Source organism: Sulfurimonas sp. (genome assembly GCF_041563035.1).
In the GTDB taxonomy this organism is placed as follows: domain Bacteria; phylum Campylobacterota; class Campylobacteria; order Campylobacterales; family Sulfurimonadaceae; genus Sulfurimonas.
The window spans coordinates 381,758-400,990 of record NZ_JBFFNS010000001.1 but is presented as its reverse complement, the minus strand read 5'-3'; the positions used below and the strand labels follow the sequence as shown (position 1 = coordinate 400,990).

Genomic DNA, 19,233 nt, shown 5'->3' with positions numbered 1-19,233 from the left:
GGGTATAATAATCTAACGTTCATACATAAAAGTATAAAGTTGAAATGGGATTATAGCAAAACTATATTAAAAATGGTTTAGGCTCACTAAAGTAGTAACCTTGTGACTTTTCAATTCCCAACTCTTTAACTTTATTAAATATTTCTTCATTCTCTACAAATTCCGCTATTACTTGAATGTTCATCTTTTTAGCAAAATCAACTATTACGCTTGTAATAATCTCCGAGTTTTTATTTTCTAAAATTTCTTTTATGATAGAACCATCTATTTTGATGAAATCTGCTTCTAGTCTCATTAGGTACTCAAAGTTTGAATAACCTGTTCCAAAGTCATCTATAGCAACTCTACAGCCTAATTCTTTTACACTTTTAATAAATTTCTGAATCTCATCAAAATTCTCAATACTCTCAGATTCAACTATTTCAAATATTACTCTATTAGATATATTGTATATGTCTAACATTTCTAATATATATGCATTTATCTCTTTATCTAAAATATCATCTATACTTAGGTTTATAGAAAATTCAAAATCATTCTCTCTAAAGTTCTCGAAACTCTTTTGGACTACAATTTTTGTTATCTGTTTATAAAGCTTTGCTTTTTTCGCAATCTCTAAGAAAAAGTATGGTGTTATAACTTTGTCATTTTCATCAATAAGTCTTACTAAAGACTCATATTTATTAATTTCTCCATTGGCATTATCTACGATTGGCTGAAAGTATAAAACTATCTTGTCATTCTTTATTGCTTCTTTTATTTTTTTAGTCCAGAGCATATTATTTTCATACTCTTTATCAAGATTCATTGCTTTATCATAGACAATCAGATCCTTAGCCTCTCTTCTTGCAATTTTTAGAGCCATATCTGCAGTTATGAGCAACTGTTCTTTCTTTTCTAGTGAAATACTAACTGTTGCATTTAATTCTACTGTTTCATCTTCTACTTCATATACATGTGAGTTAATAAATTTAACAATTGATTGTGCCTTTTGTACAACACTGTGAGCCGGCATATCTACTGTTAATATTGCAAATTCATCACCACTGACTCTAAATAGTTTTAGTTCTTTATTCATACTGCAGCTTTGTAGTAATTTAGATGCAAATTCAACTAAAATAGAGTCTCCCAATTCATGTCCGTAAAAGTCATTTATCTGAGAGAAACTGTCTATATTTACTAAAATCAGAAATATATTTTCACTATTATCAATCTCTTCTTTGAGTGCATTTCTATTTCCAAGTTTTGTAAGAGAATCAGTATTGGCAAAAGTTTTTAATTCATTTTTTTGATCTATTAGCTGAGTAATGTCATGTCTTATTGAAATGTACTCAGTTATATCTCCCTTAGCATTTATAATCGGAGTGATAGTTGCATCTACCCAGTAAAAGGAGCCATCTTTCTTTACATTTCTTATTCTGCCATGCCATGTTTCTCTTGAGACAATAGTTGACCAAAGTTTTTTATACATTGCTTTAGAAAAAGATTTATCTCTTAAAATACTATGATTCTTTCCAATAACTTCTTCACGGGTATAGCCAGTAATCTTGCAAAAAATATCATTTACGTATGTTATATCTCCATTCAAGTCACTTTTAGAGACTATAAGATTACTATCAATTGCATCTTTATAACTTTCAAGAAAAGATAGAGAGTTTTTTAACTCATGTGTTCTATCATCAAGTTCATCTTCTAACTGTCCTTGTAATTTTGAAAAAAATCTCATTAAATAAAATGCTATAAGAGAAACAAATATCATAAGGAGTAAATCATATAATACTGAACCTAGGAACTGTTTATTGATGATTTTATTTACATGAAAAGTTGGGACTTTAATACTTAAAATACCCCTTATATCACCAATTTTATAGTCATACGCCTTATCATATTTGTCAGATATGAATTTTGGGGCTTTAGATTTTTCTCCATGACAAGTAAGACATTTTTTCTCAATTTTCAGAGGAGTAGCATATTGATAAAAATCGCTCTCTAGACTAAAGTATTCTTTAGCATCTGCATTATTTTTAAAATACTTTATAGCTTCGAGTTCATATACATCAGCTTGGTTTTTGGGGTTTCTGGCTCTATCACTAACTGTCTGCATTGTAATTTGTAGTCTATTTTGTTCTGAGAATGTTTTAGAGATTTGTGCAGCAGAGAATGCAGGAAGTCCAGCAAGCGATTTTTCATTTAAGTTTATGATTTTATTTAGATAAAGGTTTTGGTAATAATCTCTATGTGTCATGTATAGAGAGTCTACAAGTTTTGACTGCTCAGAGATAAATTCTTCAACACTCTTTTTATTTTCAAAATAATTAAGAGAAATTCTAACAAATGCGATGATAAAAAACATAATAGGAACTATTATGATTAGTTTTTTTGATATCACTTTATAAGACATGAAGACATTATACTTACTTTTCTAATATTTGAAACTTAAATTAAATTCAACTTCTTTGGATATAATCTTTTTCAATATTAAAATCTTAATTTAAAAGTAAACATTATGTTAATAACTCGTGCAAGTGAATACGCAATACTTTCTCTAATTGTTTTATCAAAAGCTGATTCACCTATGGATAGTGAAACTCTTTCTAATCAGCTATCTATACCAAAAAGCTTTTTAGCTAAGATTCTACAAGCTCTGGCAAAAAATGGCATTTTAAAGTCGTATAAAGGTGTTAACGGTGGCTTTACACTGCTAAAAGATGCCAAAGATATTAGCATGCTAAGTGTCATGAGCGCAGTTGAGGGGAAAGCACCTGCTGTCTTTGACTGCTCACCATCTCAAAAAGATTGTCCTAGTGATAGAGCTGAGCTTTGTTCTATCTGGCCATTTTTAAATAAACTTCAAGGCAAAATAGATGACTTTTTAGCCGACTTATCACTTGATGATATTTTAGAGTAACACATTGGCAAGAAAACTTACTACAAGAGAGCAGATTGGAACAACACTAAACTTTCTTATTGGACAAAGAGATTTAAGTGTAGTTGTATTTGTAATGGCTATTTTAGCTATTATTATCGTTCCTCTTCCTTCAAGCCTGCTTGATGTACTACTAACTATTTCTATGGCTTTGGCTGTTTTGATTTTACTTATATCACTCTATGTTCCAAAACCAACAGACTTAACAACTTTTCCGACACTCATTCTTATTTTAACACTGTTCAGACTTTCTCTCAATATTGCCACAACAAGGATGATTCTAAGCCATGGTCATGAAGGACCGGGTGCTGTAAGTAGCATCATAACAAGCTTTGGTGACTTTGTTGTAGGTGGTAACTTTGTTATCGGTATTATAGTTTTTTCCATTCTTGTTCTAATTAATTTTATGGTTATTACAAAAGGTTCTACAAGAGTTGCAGAGGTTGCTGCTCGTTTTACACTAGACTCAATGCCTGGTAAACAGATGGCAGTAGATGCTGACCTTAATGCTGGGCTTATTGATGATGCTGAGGCTAAGCAACGTCGTGCAGAAATCCTTCAAGATGCAAACTTTTATGGAGCTATGGATGGTTCGTCTAAGTTTGTAAAAGGTGATGCTGTTGCAGGTATTGTTATTACTCTTATCAATATTATCGGTGGATTTCTTATAGGTGTATTTCAACATGATATGACAGTTGGAGATAGTGCTTCAACTTTTACACTTTTAACTATTGGTGATGGTCTTGTTGGTCAGATCCCTGCACTTATCATCTCTACTGCTACAGGTATTATGATTACCCGTTCTTCCGGAGAGGGAGATAACTTTGCAGAAGGTACAATCAACCAGATGATGGGTAATGCAAAAATCCTTATGATAGTTGGTTTTATCATGATTTTATTTGCACTTGTACCAGGACTTCCAACTGCTTCAATGGGCTTCGTTGGAATCCTGTTTGCACTTCTTGGCTGGTCAGTTTACAAGTATGAAAAAGGTGAACTTACCATACTCGATGTTGAAAATATTCTCTCCCCTAAAGCTAGAGAACAACAAGCCAAAGAAGAAGCTCAAGCTAAACCGGTAAAGTCTAATGAAGAGATAGCAAAAGAAGAAGAAACAGCTCTAGAAGATATACTAAAAGTAGAAATGCTTGAACTTACCCTTGGTTACCAACTTATACGACTAGCAGACAATTCTCAAGGTGGTGACTTACTAGAACGTATTCGGTCAATGAGACGTAAGATAGCATCTGATTTTGGTTTTTTAATGCCTCAGGTTCGTATACGTGACAACTTGCATCTGCAACCAGAACAGTATCAGATTTTACTCAAGGGTATCTCTATTGGTGAAGGTTTTATTAAGCCTGATAAATTCTTGGCGATGGATAGTGGAATGGCAACCGGTGAGATAGATGGAGAAGCTACAAAAGAGCCTGCTTTTGGTCTAGATGCAATTTGGATCACACCTGATCAGAAAGAAGATGCAATTATCAACGGATATACTGTTGTTGACCCAGCTACAGTTATCTCTACTCATATGAGTGAGCTTGTTAAGAGGAATGCTGAAGACTTACTCACTCGTCAAGAGGTTCAAACTCTTATTGAGAAAATTAAAACAGATTTTCCTGTTATCGTGGATGATGTTCAAAAAGTAGCATCTATCGGTCTAATTCAGCGTATACTAAAAGGTCTTTTACACGAAAAGATTCCTCTTAAAGATATGCTCACTATCTTAGAGACAATAGCAGATATTGCAGAGTTTACTAAAAATGTAGATCTTATAACAGAACAGGTACGCTCAAAACTTTCTCGTATTATAACACAGATGTATTCTGGTGATGATGGAGTTATACGTCTACTGACTTTTGATACTATCTCAGAGCAGATGATGCTTGAAAAGTCACAAGAAAAAGATGGTGTCAGAAATCTTCTACTAAGTGTAGGAGAGATAAATCAACTCATACAAGCAACAAGTAAAAAAGCACATGAACTACTACAAAAAGGAGTTTCTCCTGTTGTTATCATCGTAGATCCTCAGCTTCGTCGTGGTGTAGCCGAAATTTTTGAGAGATTTTCTCTAGATGTTGTAACACTTTCACATGCCGAGATTGATTCAAGTGCAACTTTTGAAGTAATGGGCTCTATTTCTATAGAGTCATAAATATAGTATAATAAGTTTAAGGAATATAATGAACAATAAAACAATTTACCATTTATCGCATATTGATTTAGATGGTTATAGCTGTCAGTTAGTGATGAGATTCACTCCGTATAAAATATTTAATTATAATGCTAACTACGGAGCTGAAGTTAAACAAAAACTAGAGCTCATACTGGAAAAGATAAATAAGAGTAATACTGACTCTCTTATATTAATTACAGACTTAAACCTTACCTTTGATGAATCAAGATGGCTCAATAATGAAGTTAAAAAGATGAACGATAATAAAAAAGATGTTACCCTAACTCTTTTGGATCATCATGGTAGTGGAGAAGACAGTGCTAATAAATATGACTGGTACTTTCTAGATACATCAAGATGTGCAACGAAAATAACTTATGACTATGCATTGGAACACTTTGAACTTAATGAACCTGAGTGGATGAATAAATTTGTAAACGTAGTAAATGCTGTCGATTTGTGGAAACAAGAAGAAGTAGAGAACTTTGAGTATGGAAAAGTTTGTATGAGACTAGTAACTGAGACAAGAGAGCTTAACAAAATTATGTTTGCAGATGTAGATAATAACTATAAATTATCTCTACTTCTTGAAGCTACAAAATACATAAATGAAGAAAATGCTCCTATAGTTTTAGATGAAAAAATCCACCTTATAAAAAAAGAGTTTTTTAGAGAAGACAAGAATGACACTCTTGATAATTTAGCAACAAAATATATTGTAAAACTATTGGGTGAATCAAGAGATGAGAAGACTATTTACTACAAAGGCTATAGAGGCTATTTAAGTTATGGTGTTGGAAATACATCTATTATAGGCAATGGTTTTTTACTTGCTTATCCAGAGTATGATTTCATTGTGGATGTCAGCTACCGTGGAACTATGAGTCTAAGAGCAAATAATCAAGTTAGTGTTTCTCAAATCTCTAAAGAGTGGGCAAATGGCGGTGGACATCCAAATGCCGCTGGTGGAAGAATAATAGGGTTCAAAGAGCAGTATCGTTATGACAGAGTTAAAAAGCAGATAGAAAAAATCATTAATGATAAAGAAGCTGTTGCTGGTGACTTAGAATATAAAAAGGAAGATATTTAGTACCCTTGTCTCTTTTTCAACTTCAGTAAACATTTTCTACGAAAATATTCCTTGCGTTGGAGACAAGGGCATTAATTCTTAGCGAAATATCTCTCAATTCCATTTGCCAAGCCTAAAGCCATCGTTTTTCTATACTTAGAATCTACTAATCTTTTTGCTTCTGTTGGATGAGATATAAAACCTACTTCTACTAAAACAGCCGGCATCTGAGCCCCCACAAGAACCCAGAAAGGTCCTTCTCTAACTCCACCGTCCTTTACCTTATACTTTTTATTTAAAGAGCCTAACATTCCTCTTTGCAGATCTATCGCGAGTTTATTAGATGCCACTATCTTATGACTATTTAAGAAATTTAAAAAGGTGTCTTTACCATATCTATTCATTTCACTTAAATCTGCTGAATTCTCTTTTGCAGCAACTCTTTCAGCCCGTTTTGAACGCGACGGAGATAAAAAGTAACATTCAATTCCATGAACTTTATTTGCATTTTTTCTGCCAACAGCATTTGCATGAATACTTACAAAGATATCTGCATTTTTATTATTTGCATATTCTGTTCTTTTGCTTAATTTTACATACTTATCTCTATCTCTTGTCATATATACTTTATAACCGCGAGAACGAAGTATTCGCTTTAACTCTTGTGAAATCTTATATACTACTACTTTTTCTCTATAGTTTTTGTATCCGACTGCACCAGGGTCTTTTCCACCATGTCCGGCATCTATAACTATTACTTTATCTCTATCAGCTCTTTGAGGGAATGTCGTCTTTGGAATATCATTAGATATTTTTGCTTCAGATTTAATAGTTGAGGATCTCATATTAATTACTAACTGTGTTGACTCTTTTTTAAATCTAATTTCTACTTTTTTACTATTTTCAATTACAAGTCTTAAAGTATTAGTATCATATTGTCCCAATTTAATTCTATTTATACCTTTTTTTATAAGGTTTTGAGACTCTGTTAGCATAGATGCATGAATGTCAAAAATATATCTATATCTTTCATTCTCACCATCATATAATGTAAAATAATTTATTTGATTACTTCGTAATTTTTTATCAAATTTCAAAACAAGTTTATCATCTTTCCATCTTACAGATTTTAGCTTATGTGATGATTGTACTTTAATGTTTTTTGATTTTGATTTTTGAATTGGTTTTGATTTTGGAGCTTGATAAGAAGTTTTTATTTTTATTTTTGAAAGTTCTTTTGAATATTGAGACACATCTATATGAAGCTTATTGCCACTTTTAACAATGCCTTTCAAAGCACTTGCTCTAAGCTTACCGTCTTCTGCCATTATAGCACGAAGATAGAGGTTCTTATAGTCGTTGTATGCACGAAACTGATTCGACTTTGAACCACTTTTCATAAACCCATCAGCCCGTTTTAAAAGCTCACTATTACTTTGCGCATATAGAGAGATTACAAGAATTAAAAACAGACTTAGAAGACGAACCATTCTCTGTCTATTCGCCTACCATCAATTTGTCTATTAACTCTTTTACTGAGATAATCTCATTTAACTTATAGCCATTCGTTCCGGAGAAAAACAGACCTGTTTCAGTATTTCCTAAAAATGCGTCACTTAGTCTATCTGCTATACAAAAACCAACTTCTTTTGCTTCTTCACCACGGTTACAAGGAGCAACACAGTTTGAGATACACTTAATAGCAGGACCTTCTCTTTTCTCAACTAAGTGAGTAAGATTTGTAACTACACCTTGAGCTGGATACCCAACAGGTGACCCCATTAGTTTGATATCTTCTTTTTTAGCATTTATAAGAACATTTTTAAGATTTATGTGTGCATCACATTCATGCGTACCAATAAAACGAGTTCCCATTTGAACACCAGATGCACCAAGAGACAACATCTCTTGGATATCATTTTTATCCCAAACACCACCGGCAGCAATTACTGGTATATCACCCCATGTGGCTGCTTCTTCTACAACAGGACCGACAATATTTTCTAATTGGTTCTCAGGTAATTTACACTGCTCATAAGTAAAACCTTGGTGTCCACCACTTTTAGGACCTTCAACTATTACAGCATCAGGGATTCTGTTATATCTCTTTTGCCATCTTTTACAAATTATTTTAAGAGCTTTAGCAGATGATACAATAGGAACAAGTGCTACATCTGGAAAACCTTCAGTAAATTCCGGCATATTTGTTGGAAGTCCAGCACCTGTGATAATGATATTTGCACCTGCTTCACAAGCATCTTTTACAACACGACCATAATCATTCATAGCGTATAAAATATTTGCAGCTAATGGCTTGTCACCACATACTTTTCTAGCATTTGCAAATATTTTGTGAAGAGCTTCTGGAGAGTAGAAGTTAGCTTCACTTAGAGGTCTATCTGCAACTAATTTCTTTGAGTATGTCTTATCTTCGTAGTAACCGGTACCAACAGCACTTATAACACCTAACCCACCCTCTTTTGATACATTGCCGGCAAGTTGATCCCAACTAATACCAACACCCATACCACCTTGAACTATAGGCTTCTCTATTACATATTTTCCAATTTTTAACGACTCAAAACTCATCTAATTAACCTTTAATTTTGCAAACTTTCTTTTTCCAACTTGAAGTATATATTCACCGCTCGAGAGTTGTAACTGCATATCCGATATCTTTTCTTGATTTATTTTAACAGCACCTTGCTTAATATCTCTTCTTGCTTGTGAAGTAGATGGCTCAATGTTACAATCTACTAAGGCTTGCGCTATCCAAATCTCTCCATCACAACTATATTCATCTATTTCTGTTGGTATTTGACTTTTAGCGTGTACTTTATCAAATTCTGCTTTTGCCCCAAGTGCAAGGGAGTCTGAATGATATCTAGCCGTGATTTCTATAGCTAATTCTTCCTTAACTTTTTTAGGGTGCAGAGAACCATCAAGAACTCCATTTTTAATAGCGGCTATTTCATCCAAAGATTTTGTACTTAATAGTTCGTAAAATCTCCACATAAGATCATCAGAGATACTAAGTACTTTTCCAAACATATCATTTGGTTCATCAGTTACACCAATATAATTATTAAGTGATTTACTCATCTTTTGAACGCCGTCAAGACCTTCTAAAATAGGCATCATTAAAACAGCTTGTTGTTTTTTCACATCGTAAGCTTTTTGCAGTTGTCTACCCATTAAAAGATTAAATTTCTGATCAGTCCCACCTAGTTCTATATCTGACTTCAGATGAACACTATCATAACCTTGAAGAAGGGGATACATAAACTCGCTTACTGCAATAGGTGTTTGTGCAGCATATCTCTTAGAAAAATCATCACGCTCTAACATTCTTGCAACTGTCAAGTTAGATGCAAGTTCTAGCATACCAACAGAACCAAGAGGTGCTAACCAGTCGTTATTGTAAACTATCTCTGTTTTACTCTCATCAAGAATTTTAAAAGCTTGCGTAGTATAACTAGAGATATTCTTTTTAATATCTTCTTTACTTAAAATTTTTCTAGTAATATTTTTACCGGTTGGATCACCGATTGAAGCAGTGAAATCACCTATTAGAAATTGTACCGTTGCGCCATACTTTTGAAATGTTGCAAGCTTTTGTAGAAGTACTGTGTGACCAAGGTGTAAGTCAGGGGCAGTTGGATCAAAACCGGCTTTTACAGTGTATGTTTTCCCCTCTTCAAAATACGCTTTTAATAACTTTTCAATTCTTTCACTATCAATTATTTCAGCACTGCCTCTATTTATTTCTCTTAAAGCTTCTTGTAACATATATATCTTTCCCTCATTAATTTTATCGATAAGCATCATCAGTTCGTATGAGATGTATAACTTTTATTTTTTGTTCCATTTTAGCACGAAGAGAGTTAATATCGGCTTCTTTTGACTCAAAGCCAAGCTCACAATATCTCGATGACTCACTCTTATTTTTACCAAGTTCTATAGAGTTTATGTCTATATTTAATTTTACCAAAAAGTTTAAAAAGTCTGCTAAAGTACCTTTTCCACTTGGAAGAGAAACTATTACATTGTAGTTATAGACATTTTGCTTTTCCCATCTTACAAACAGCATTGGTTCATTTGCTTCTAGTTTTTTAACAGCACTTTTACACATTTTATGATGAATGTGAGCTTTGCCTTTTTCTAAAAATGCCACTATCTCATCACCGGATTTTGGGTGACAACAATAGTCAAAAACAATATCACTAACATGCGAAGTACTATATATTTCGGTACCTCTGATGTTATACGGCTTTAGCTTAAATCTGTGACGAGAAAGAAATCTTTTAAACCTGGAATTTTGACTTATCTCCATAGTATATTTATGAATTACATCACGAAAGTGTTCTATATCAAAAGGTATAGATGCTCTCTTTTCGCAGTTGTGTCTATCAAACCACTCTTCAACTCTTGAATGGTTCAGATTCATTGCTGCAGCTACGATATTTACACTAGACTTTGCATTGATATCTCTAACTCTTGCATTACAGTTAAATCTCATATTTGTTTTTGCTTTGGATGTTTTTACAGCATCTATCCAAGAACATCTTGTAATAATATCATCGGCTACGTTGATCTTAACAATATCACCATTTTGCAGTTCACTAAGAAGTGGTGTTTTCACTTTGTTTACAAGTGCAGATTTTGCTGTGTTTCCAACCGCTGTATGTACAGTGTAAGCATAGTCCAGGACAACTGCACCTCGAGGAAGTGTAAATGCTTCTCCTCTTGGAGAAAATACAGCTATATCTTCAGAGTATAGATCATTTTTTATAAGAGCATAAAAATCTTCTACAGACTCATTTTGGTAACCCAAGTTATGTAACCAATCTAGCTTTATATTGTTTCCGCCACTTTTATATTTCCAGTGCGCAGCAACTCCAAGTTCAGCAGTTTTATGCATATCAAAAGTTCTGATCTGTACTTCAAATATAGCAGTTTCATAAAATACAGTAGTATGAATGGTCTGATAACCATTATCTTTTGCAACGGCTATGTAGTCTTTAAATCTTGAAGAGAGTGGCTGAAAATGCAGATGTATCAGACCTAAAATATTATAACATTTTACAGGATCGGTAGTTAATATCCTAACGGCTAAAAGGTCTAAGACCTCATCAATAGAAACTCCCTTTCTCTGCATCTTCAAGTAGATAGAATAGCGGTGCTTAACACGTGATAGTATCTCAAAATCATCTTCACAAAAACCATTCTTAGATAAAAGTTTATGTATAGATTCTTTAAACTCATCCAACTTCATTTCTATCGCATGATAGTTAGTATCAAGATAGTTGTCTATATGATGCTTTTCTTCTTTAAAAAGATATGAGAAACTCAAATCTTCTAATATGTTTTTCAAAAAAGATATACCAAGGCGGTGAGCGATTGGAGCATATACAACGAGTGTCTCTTCAGCAATTCTAACTTGCTTATGATCAGGCAAAGCATCTAGAGTAAGCATATTATGAAGTCTGTCACAAAGTTTTACTACTAATACTCTCACATCTTCTATACTTGCAAGAAGCATCTTTCTAAATGAAAGTGCTGAAACGACCAGTCTTTCATTAGAAGTTGAAGGTATCAGCTCAGAATCTCTAATGTTATCAATTTTAGTCAAACCTTCAACTAAATGAGAAACATCGGAACCAAACAGCTCTGTTATTTTTTCAATAGTAATATCTGTATCTTCAACAACATCATGCAGTAGAGCTGCTATCGCCATCGATTCATCATCTGTAATAGATGAAACAATGCTTGCTACTAAGATTGGGTGGATTATATATGGTTGTCCGCTCTTTCTAAACTGCTCAGTATGTGCAGTTTTAGAATATTCAAGAGCTTCACGAAGTTTATCACTTGGAGTGATCTGTGAAAAAAGGTACTCTTGTGCTGAGTCAACATCATGTATATGTTTAACTTTCTCTATATCTACTTGACTCAGACTCAACTGAACTATCTTTCAGCGTCTACAAAACCTTTAACTCTTACAAGGCCTTGTGCAATCTCCATTAAAGCTAAATCTGCTGCTTTAATACTTTTGGGATCAATATTTAATTTACTTGTAGCACCATTTAAAAGTTCATCACTTCTTTTTGCTACGGCAAGTGCCAACTGATAACGATCCATATTTGGATTTTCTTTTAAAACTTTTGCTGTTAATTCTTCAACTTTCATTTTACTATTTCCTTGAGTTTTATTTTACTATTGAACAGTTGTCCATGTTGCCATTTAAGATATCTAATAAGTTACCTTTTTTAGACATATCACATACAATTATAGGCAACTTGTTATCTTTTGCAAGTGCAATAGATGTATCATCCATAACTTTAATGTGGTCATTAAGAGCTTGCTCATAAGTTAACACTGGTAATTTCACTGCATCACTATATTTTGCCGGGTCTTTGTCATAAACACCATCAACTTTCGTCGCTTTTATTATAACCTCAGCACCTATCTCAACTGCTCTAAGCGTTGCCGCTGTATCTGTTGTAAAGAAAGGGTTACCTGTTCCTGCTGCAAAAATAACAACACGACCTTTTTCTAAATGACGCACTGCACGACGATTAATATACGGTTCTGCAATCTGTTCCATTTTTATAGCTGTTTGCATTCTCACCTGGAGACCTGCATGCTCACACGCTTCTTGCATAGCAACACCGTTAATTACAGTTGCTAGCATTCCCATGTAATCACCAGAAGTTCTCTTGATAATTCCATCTTGAGCTGCTGTTACACCACGGATGATATTTCCACCACCGATAACAATACCAACTTCAATACCAGCTTCTACGAGAGACTTTATCTCCTGAGAGATATAGTTTAAAATCTGTGTATCGATCCCATGACCTGCTTCACCTGCAAGAGCTTCACCTGAAAACTTAACCAATACCCGTTTGTTAGCCATGAAATTCCTTTATATCTAAATCCGCGAATTATATTCAAAAATGTCTTTGATATTGCTTTGAGTCTATTTGTTTAACTATAAATTATTAATTTATACAATCATATTTTCAAGCTTAGCTTCTATCTCTTTAAGTAAATCATCTATTTTAGCAGTAACTTTAACCTCTATAGAATTTTGAATAGGCATATAAAATATACTACTTTTATCTCGTTTAATATTTTCTTTATCATCAGCAATAGATATATAACCTATTTTTCTTATTGCAGCGTCAACTATATCTTTTTTATCTTTTTCTCGTACAAATACAAATTTATTATGTCCATAGTATGCTGCAAACACTCCATTTTCATCGAGTGTTTCCTTCTCTTTTTTAAGTATACCTCCAACATTTTCATCAACATGGTTTCGTACTTCTCTTCCGTGCCATTTAACCATTTTATCAATATTTTCGATTCTGACTAAGTCAACTACAAACTCTATGCCTTTAGCGATACGATATTCTATATCTGAAGTCATTGCAAATATGTTTGGCAGCCCTGTCTTAGTATTAATATTTACTAACTCTTCTTCTTCTGTAATATCAGTAAAAGAAATAACATACTTATCTTCATTTGGAACTTTCTTGTGTTTTAATAAGTAAATATTTTCTTTTAAATCTATCTTCATAATGACTTTATGTATCTCTTCTCTACTAGACTCTAAAACTTCAATAAGCTCTTTATTCGTGTTTACATCGATATAACCTTTATGTGGTTCAAAAAGCGAAGATACATTACTAATTTCTTGATAAAACTCTTCTTGGGTATCATAACCTGCCATTTTTAAAAACTGCTCATTAACCTGCGTAACTCTATAATGATCAATAACAACTATACCATGCTCAATCATATTTACAATGGTCTCTATTTGAGACATCTTTTTTGATATTTCTTTTTGAAGTAATTGATTTTGTTTTTTATTATAAATATATTCACTTATCTTATAAAGTACATGTAAAAACTGCTTATTGTTAAATGGCTTGAGAACAAATTTATCAACCCCATTGTCAATGAGTTCCATAAGATATTTTGGCTCATTATATGCAGAAGTGATAATGACTTTCTGTTCTTCATTTATCTCTTTTATAGCATTAACCATCTCTATACCATTCATCTTTGGCATATTTATATCACTGATTACAATATCATAATGACCTGTCTTATATAGTTGAAGTCCCTCTTCACCATTATCAGCTAAAATTATAGTTGGGAAAAAACGGCCCAAAAAATCATGTATCTCATGCTGAATCGCTTTATCGTCTTCAACATACAAAACTCTTATATCTGCTGCATACTCTTTTAGTTTACTTACAGTAATCATTTTCCTTCCTATAAAATCTTTATATGCATCTTAGCATAATGAAATTTGTACGTATATTATGTTATCATTTATAACATTTTACATTAAAATAATAATATTTACTTATCTAAGTTGTTAAGAAGGAGAATCTACGTGAAAAAACTCGATACATCATCCCTTCGCAAAAGTGTTACCTTCTCCATAGTTATAACTATGTTTATTCTTATAGTTGTAATAGTGGCAATAACAAATTTTGTTTATGAAGACAGGGATAAAAGTTATGAAAAAAAGCACTCTCTTCAAGTTCATAGAAGTATAGATCAAACTATAAACCATTATGTTAAAGAGTATGTATACATAAATAAACGTATTATTCAGACAACTAAACTGGCAACACTTTTAGAAAAAAAAGACCGTGAATCAATTTACAAACTTTTAAAACCTAAATGGGATTTAATGCGCGAAGAAGAGAGTACTCTTAAAACCATGCATTTTCATCTTAAAGATGGGCACTCTTTTTTAAGAATGCATATGCCAAACATTTACGGTGATAAACTTACCCATATTAGACCTATGATAAAAGAGATTCATACTTCACATAAAACAATATCTGGTTTTGAAACAGGTACACACAACTCACTCTATAGAATTATTACGCCTATATTTGATAGTAAAAATAAATATATAGGTGCTTTAGAAGTTGGTTTAGACCTTAACTTTATAATAAATGAGTTAAAAGATATCAATGGTGTTGATGGACTTGTATTTATTAAAAATGACAAGTTATCCCTTCCTAAAAGTATTAAGAATAAACTTTTAGATGGCTATGAGATACAATCTACTCCACATGGAAATCTCGACTTGATATATAGATCACTAAAAACTCTAGATTTTAAAAGACAAGATGTAACTGTATCAACCGCAAATAATGACTATAAAGTGCATATTTTTTCATTAAATGACTTTGAGAATAAACCAAAAATAAAAATTCTAATTTTTCACGATATTCTCGAATCTTTTACAGAAGAAGATTACTTGTTGATTATTCAACTGTCGTTTATTTTAATATCACTTGCTATTTTGGTATGGTTTATTTACACTCGAATCAAATCATATGAAAATTGTGTAACAGAGGTTTACAGAAAACAAATTTTAAAGATTCACGAGAGTCAGCATCTACTTGCGAAGTCACAAAAGATTACTCATATAGGAAGTTGGAAATTAAATATAGCCTCAAATAGACTCATCTGGTCAGATGAGATTTATAATATCTTTGAGATAGATCCTAAAAAAATCGGTGCTACCTATGAAGACTTTTTAAATGCTGTCCATCCGGATGACAAAAAGGCTGTAAACTCAAAATATTTAGAATCCTTGGAAAACAAAACACCCTATTCTCTCGAGCATCGCCTTCTAATGAAAGATGGGCGAATAAAATTTGTAAAAGAGCGATGTGAGACTACTTTTGATGAACTAGGTAATGCTTTAGTATCTATAGGAACTATAGAAGACATTACCAAACAAAAAGAGCTTCTAAACGAGCTAGAGTTTAACCGCGATTACCTTCAAAACATTATAGATGTCCTTCCTAATATCGTTATCGTGACAGACGGTGAAAAGATAAAAAGAGCTAACCGTACTATGCTTGATTTTACAGGATATCAGACACTCGACGAGTTCAAAAAAGATCATGATTGTATCTGTGATTTTTTTATAGAAGAAGAAAACACTCTTATGCCTTTTGTTGATGAGCTGACTTGGCTTGCTTATATCTTTGCAAATCCAAACCAAATACATGAAGCTTCAATGGTGCATGATGGAAAAGTTCATCGCTTTATAGTCCAAGCGCAAAAACTGCCTATAAGTAAAATAAACACTCAAGAGAGTCTTAGTGTTGTTACTTTTGCTGATGTAACGGAGATTGAAGTTATTAGGAACAAACTAAACAATAGCAATAAAGTTCTATTGGAGAATGAAGAAAAACTAAGAGCCATAACAGACTCTGCTCTAGATGCAATTATAATGCTTGATAATGATGGTAAGTTTATATTTTGGAATCCTAAAGCAAAAGCGATACTTGGCTATGAAGAAGATGAACTCTTAGGAAAAGATTTTCACAAAATAGTTGCTCCAAAAGCCTTTCATGAAGCAGCAAAAAAAGGATATAAAAAATTTGCGAAAACTGGAGAGGGAGATGCACTTGGTAAGATCCTTGAACTCTCAGCTATTAAAAAAGGCGGTCATGAGTTTCCTGTATCACTTTTACTAAATGGTGTTTTAATAGATGGGAAATGGCACGGAATAGGTTTTTTGCGTGACCTCTCTGAAACTAAAAAGATGGAAAATGAGCTCAAACAAAAAGATGAGATAATGCTAGCTCAATCACGCCAAGCAGCGATGGGTGATATGATTAGTATGATAGCTCATCAGTGGCGCCAACCCATAACAGCCATAAGCATGGGAGCTCAAAATATGCAACTTGATATTGAGTTAGAAGACGTTGACTATAAGAGGTTTAATGAGAAACTTGCCAAGATAGTAGAACAGACATCTTTCTTATCCAAGACTATTGATGACTTCAGAAACTTTCTAAAACCTAATAAAAAAGCAGACAGTTGTATGCTCTCAGAACTAGTAGAAGGTACTCTAGGACTTATTGGAAAAAGTTTAGAGAACAATAACATCACTCTTAATAAATCATTCAAAAATGATATTGAGATCATCACTTTCTATAGTGAAGTTATACAGGTGCTTCTTAATATTATAAACAATTCCAAAGATATAATACTTTTAAAAAATATGAGCGATGGGACTATAGAAATAAAAATAGATTCAGATGCACAAAACGTTTATATAGAGATTTGTGATAATGCCGGTGGAATTTCAGATGATGTTCTACCTAGAATATTTGAGCCGTATTTCACGACAAAAGATGAAAAAGGAGGTACAGGTTTGGGTCTTTATATGTCACAGATGATTGTAGAAAAACATCTTAAGGGTACAATAGTTGCACAAAATATTAATGGTGGAGCATGTTTTAAATTATCTCTTCCACGAAAGAGCACTGATGGAGAGTAAAATGGTTGATTTAAAAAAGCTCAAAAAGTACACTCAGGATATGCGTGTACTGTATGTAGAAGACGACTTAACAGTTCAAACGGAAATGGCAGAATTTTTAAAGAGATTCTTTCCTACGGTAGTTTTGGCAAATAACGGAAAAGAAGGTCTTGAGGCTTATAAACAAGGGAACTATGATCTAATAATCAGTGATATAAATATGCCTATTATGAATGGTATAGAGATGTCTAAGAGTATCTTACAAGAGGATCAAAACCAATCAATAATAATCATTTCTGCATATAGTGACTCTGAATACCTTTTAGAATTAATTAACTTAGGTATTGAATACTTTGTACTAAAACCGGTAGGCTTGCAGCAATTGACAAAAATCATATATAGAGTTTCAGAAGCTCACAATAATGAAAAACTTGCGCATCTCTATCATGAATCTATAAAAAACCAAAATATTCAACTAGAAAAGAGTCTTGAAGAAAAAAGCCAAATAATAAACACTCAAATATATAGAGACTCTCTTACCGGTTTAGATAACCTATGTGCTTTTATGTACAATACTAATAATTATAAACATCTAGAGTTTACGGTACTTATGCTCATAGATATAGACAAACTAGAACATATTAATGACCTTTATGGGACTGCTACCGGGAATCAAGTTCTAATAAGCTTTTCCAAACTTATAAAAGAGTTTTCAAAAGAGTATTATTATGAGCTTTACCATACATCAGGTGATCAATTTGTTCTTCTTGATCAGGTAGCTTATATAGATACTGAAAAGTATGAGATAGAATTTAATATTTTACTAAATAGGATTAAAGAGTTCACATTTTTTATAGATGACTTGAAAAAAGAGATTAGTGTCAATGCAACTATTGGGATGTCCTTAGGACAAGAGCATCCTCTAAGACATGCTGATATGGCTCTGAAAAATGCAAAAGATAACAACAAGATATACTCTGTATACAATACTCTAATTGATACGACAAAAGAGATGCAAGAAAAAATGGAGTGGAGACACAAGATAACAAGTGCGCTTGAAAACAATCGAATTGTTCCTGTATACCAGCCTATAGTTGACAGAGAAGCAAATATTATAAAATACGAATCTCTAATGCGGATTTTAGAGATAGTAGACAATCAAGAAATACTGATATCACCTGAGAAATTTTTAAACATATCATTAGAGACAAAACAATATAGTCTAATCTCAACTATGATGATTTACAAAGTTCTAGATTTTTTGCAAACAAATGAGCATACTATCTCTATCAATCTGACATATTCCGACATTACAAACAAAAGCTTTATGGAGAGCCTTTATAAAAGAATCTCAAAAGAGAATATCGGGGATAGACTTATAGTTGAGATTACTGAGAATGAAAGTGTACAAGACTATAAACTTCTAAAAAAAAGTATTAAAAGGTTTCGTAGTTTAGGTGTTAAGATCGCCATTGATGACTTTGGAAGCGGCTATTCTAACTTTAGTCAGATTTTAGAGATTCACCCTGAATATATAAAAATAGACGGAACTTTAATTGAAAATATAGACATTGATTCACACGCTTTTATATTAACAAAAGCTATAGTTACATTTTTCAATGAGCTTGGAATCAAAGTAATTGCGGAGTATGTACATAGTGAGAAGATTCATGAAATACTACAAGGGTTTAAAATCGATGAATTTCAAGGCTACTATTTCTCTGAACCACTCAGAGAAATATAAT

Annotated in this window: 13 protein-coding genes; 5 read left to right on the top strand and 8 right to left on the bottom strand. The window is 32.7% G+C overall.

All coding sequences use genetic code 11. The features are described 5' to 3' along the window. Positions 1-61: 61 nt before the first annotated feature. Complete coding sequence (locus tag ABZC13_RS01850; protein WP_372999162.1) at positions 62-2,401, bottom strand: EAL domain-containing protein; 2,340 nt, start codon at positions 2,399-2,401, stop codon at positions 62-64. Positions 2,402-2,506: 105 nt separating this feature from the next. Between ABZC13_RS01850 and ABZC13_RS01845 the strand changes: the two genes are divergently transcribed. The 3 genes from ABZC13_RS01845 to ABZC13_RS01835 are packed head-to-tail and all read left to right on the top strand — an operon-like array spanning position 2,507 to position 6,195. Then, positions 2,507-2,908, top strand: coding sequence for an Rrf2 family transcriptional regulator (locus tag ABZC13_RS01845; protein ID WP_372999157.1), 402 nt, complete (start codon positions 2,507-2,509; stop codon positions 2,906-2,908). Positions 2,909-2,912: 4 nt separating this feature from the next. After that, positions 2,913-5,084, top strand: coding sequence for a flagellar biosynthesis protein FlhA (flhA, locus tag ABZC13_RS01840; protein ID WP_372999154.1), 2,172 nt, complete (start codon positions 2,913-2,915; stop codon positions 5,082-5,084). 28 nt (positions 5,085-5,112) lie between these two features. Continuing rightward, on the top strand, positions 5,113-6,195 hold the full coding sequence (locus tag ABZC13_RS01835; RefSeq protein ID WP_372999150.1) for a DHH family phosphoesterase: 1,083 nt from the start codon (positions 5,113-5,115) through the stop codon (positions 6,193-6,195). A 71-nt stretch (positions 6,196-6,266) separates the two neighbouring features. Here the strand turns inward: ABZC13_RS01835 and ABZC13_RS01830 are convergent, their stop codons facing one another. The 7 genes from ABZC13_RS01830 to ABZC13_RS01800 all read right to left on the bottom strand — a co-directional run bounded on the left by ABZC13_RS01830 (position 6,267) and on the right by ABZC13_RS01800 (position 14,452). Next, complete coding sequence (locus tag ABZC13_RS01830) at positions 6,267-7,664, bottom strand: N-acetylmuramoyl-L-alanine amidase (protein WP_372999147.1); 1,398 nt, start codon at positions 7,662-7,664, stop codon at positions 6,267-6,269. 7 nt (positions 7,665-7,671) lie between these two features. Further along, positions 7,672-8,763, bottom strand: coding sequence for a nitronate monooxygenase (locus ABZC13_RS01825; RefSeq protein WP_372999145.1), 1,092 nt, complete (start codon positions 8,761-8,763; stop codon positions 7,672-7,674). Continuing rightward, complete coding sequence (tyrS, locus tag ABZC13_RS01820) at positions 8,764-9,963, bottom strand: tyrosine--tRNA ligase (protein WP_372999142.1); 1,200 nt, start codon at positions 9,961-9,963, stop codon at positions 8,764-8,766. 22 nt (positions 9,964-9,985) lie between these two features. Next, positions 9,986-12,136, bottom strand: coding sequence for a bifunctional (p)ppGpp synthetase/guanosine-3',5'-bis(diphosphate) 3'-pyrophosphohydrolase (locus ABZC13_RS01815; RefSeq protein WP_372999139.1), 2,151 nt, complete (start codon positions 12,134-12,136; stop codon positions 9,986-9,988). A gap of 5 nt (positions 12,137-12,141) precedes the next feature. Next, the gene (locus ABZC13_RS01810; protein ID WP_372999136.1) at positions 12,142-12,363 is read right to left on the bottom strand and encodes a DNA-directed RNA polymerase subunit omega; all 222 of its coding nucleotides are present in this window, start codon (positions 12,361-12,363) and stop codon (positions 12,142-12,144) included. 19 nt (positions 12,364-12,382) lie between these two features. Then, the gene (pyrH, locus tag ABZC13_RS01805) at positions 12,383-13,093 is read right to left on the bottom strand and encodes a UMP kinase (protein WP_372999133.1); all 711 of its coding nucleotides are present in this window, start codon (positions 13,091-13,093) and stop codon (positions 12,383-12,385) included. Between the two features lie 90 nt (positions 13,094-13,183). After that, entirely contained in the window at positions 13,184-14,452 is a 1,269-nt protein-coding gene (locus tag ABZC13_RS01800) for a response regulator (RefSeq protein ID WP_372999130.1), read from the bottom strand. A 132-nt stretch (positions 14,453-14,584) separates the two neighbouring features. Here ABZC13_RS01800 and ABZC13_RS01795 point away from each other — a divergent pair, with 132 nt between their 5' ends. Together ABZC13_RS01795 and ABZC13_RS01790 are read left to right on the top strand one after the other, a co-directional pair. Continuing rightward, positions 14,585-17,509, top strand: coding sequence for a PAS domain S-box protein (locus ABZC13_RS01795; RefSeq protein ID WP_372999127.1), 2,925 nt, complete (start codon positions 14,585-14,587; stop codon positions 17,507-17,509). Next, complete coding sequence (locus tag ABZC13_RS01790; protein ID WP_372999124.1) at positions 17,439-19,232, top strand: EAL domain-containing protein; 1,794 nt, start codon at positions 17,439-17,441, stop codon at positions 19,230-19,232. The genes ABZC13_RS01795 and ABZC13_RS01790 overlap by 71 nt, the downstream gene beginning before the upstream one ends. The last annotated feature ends 1 nt before the right edge of the window (position 19,233 follow it).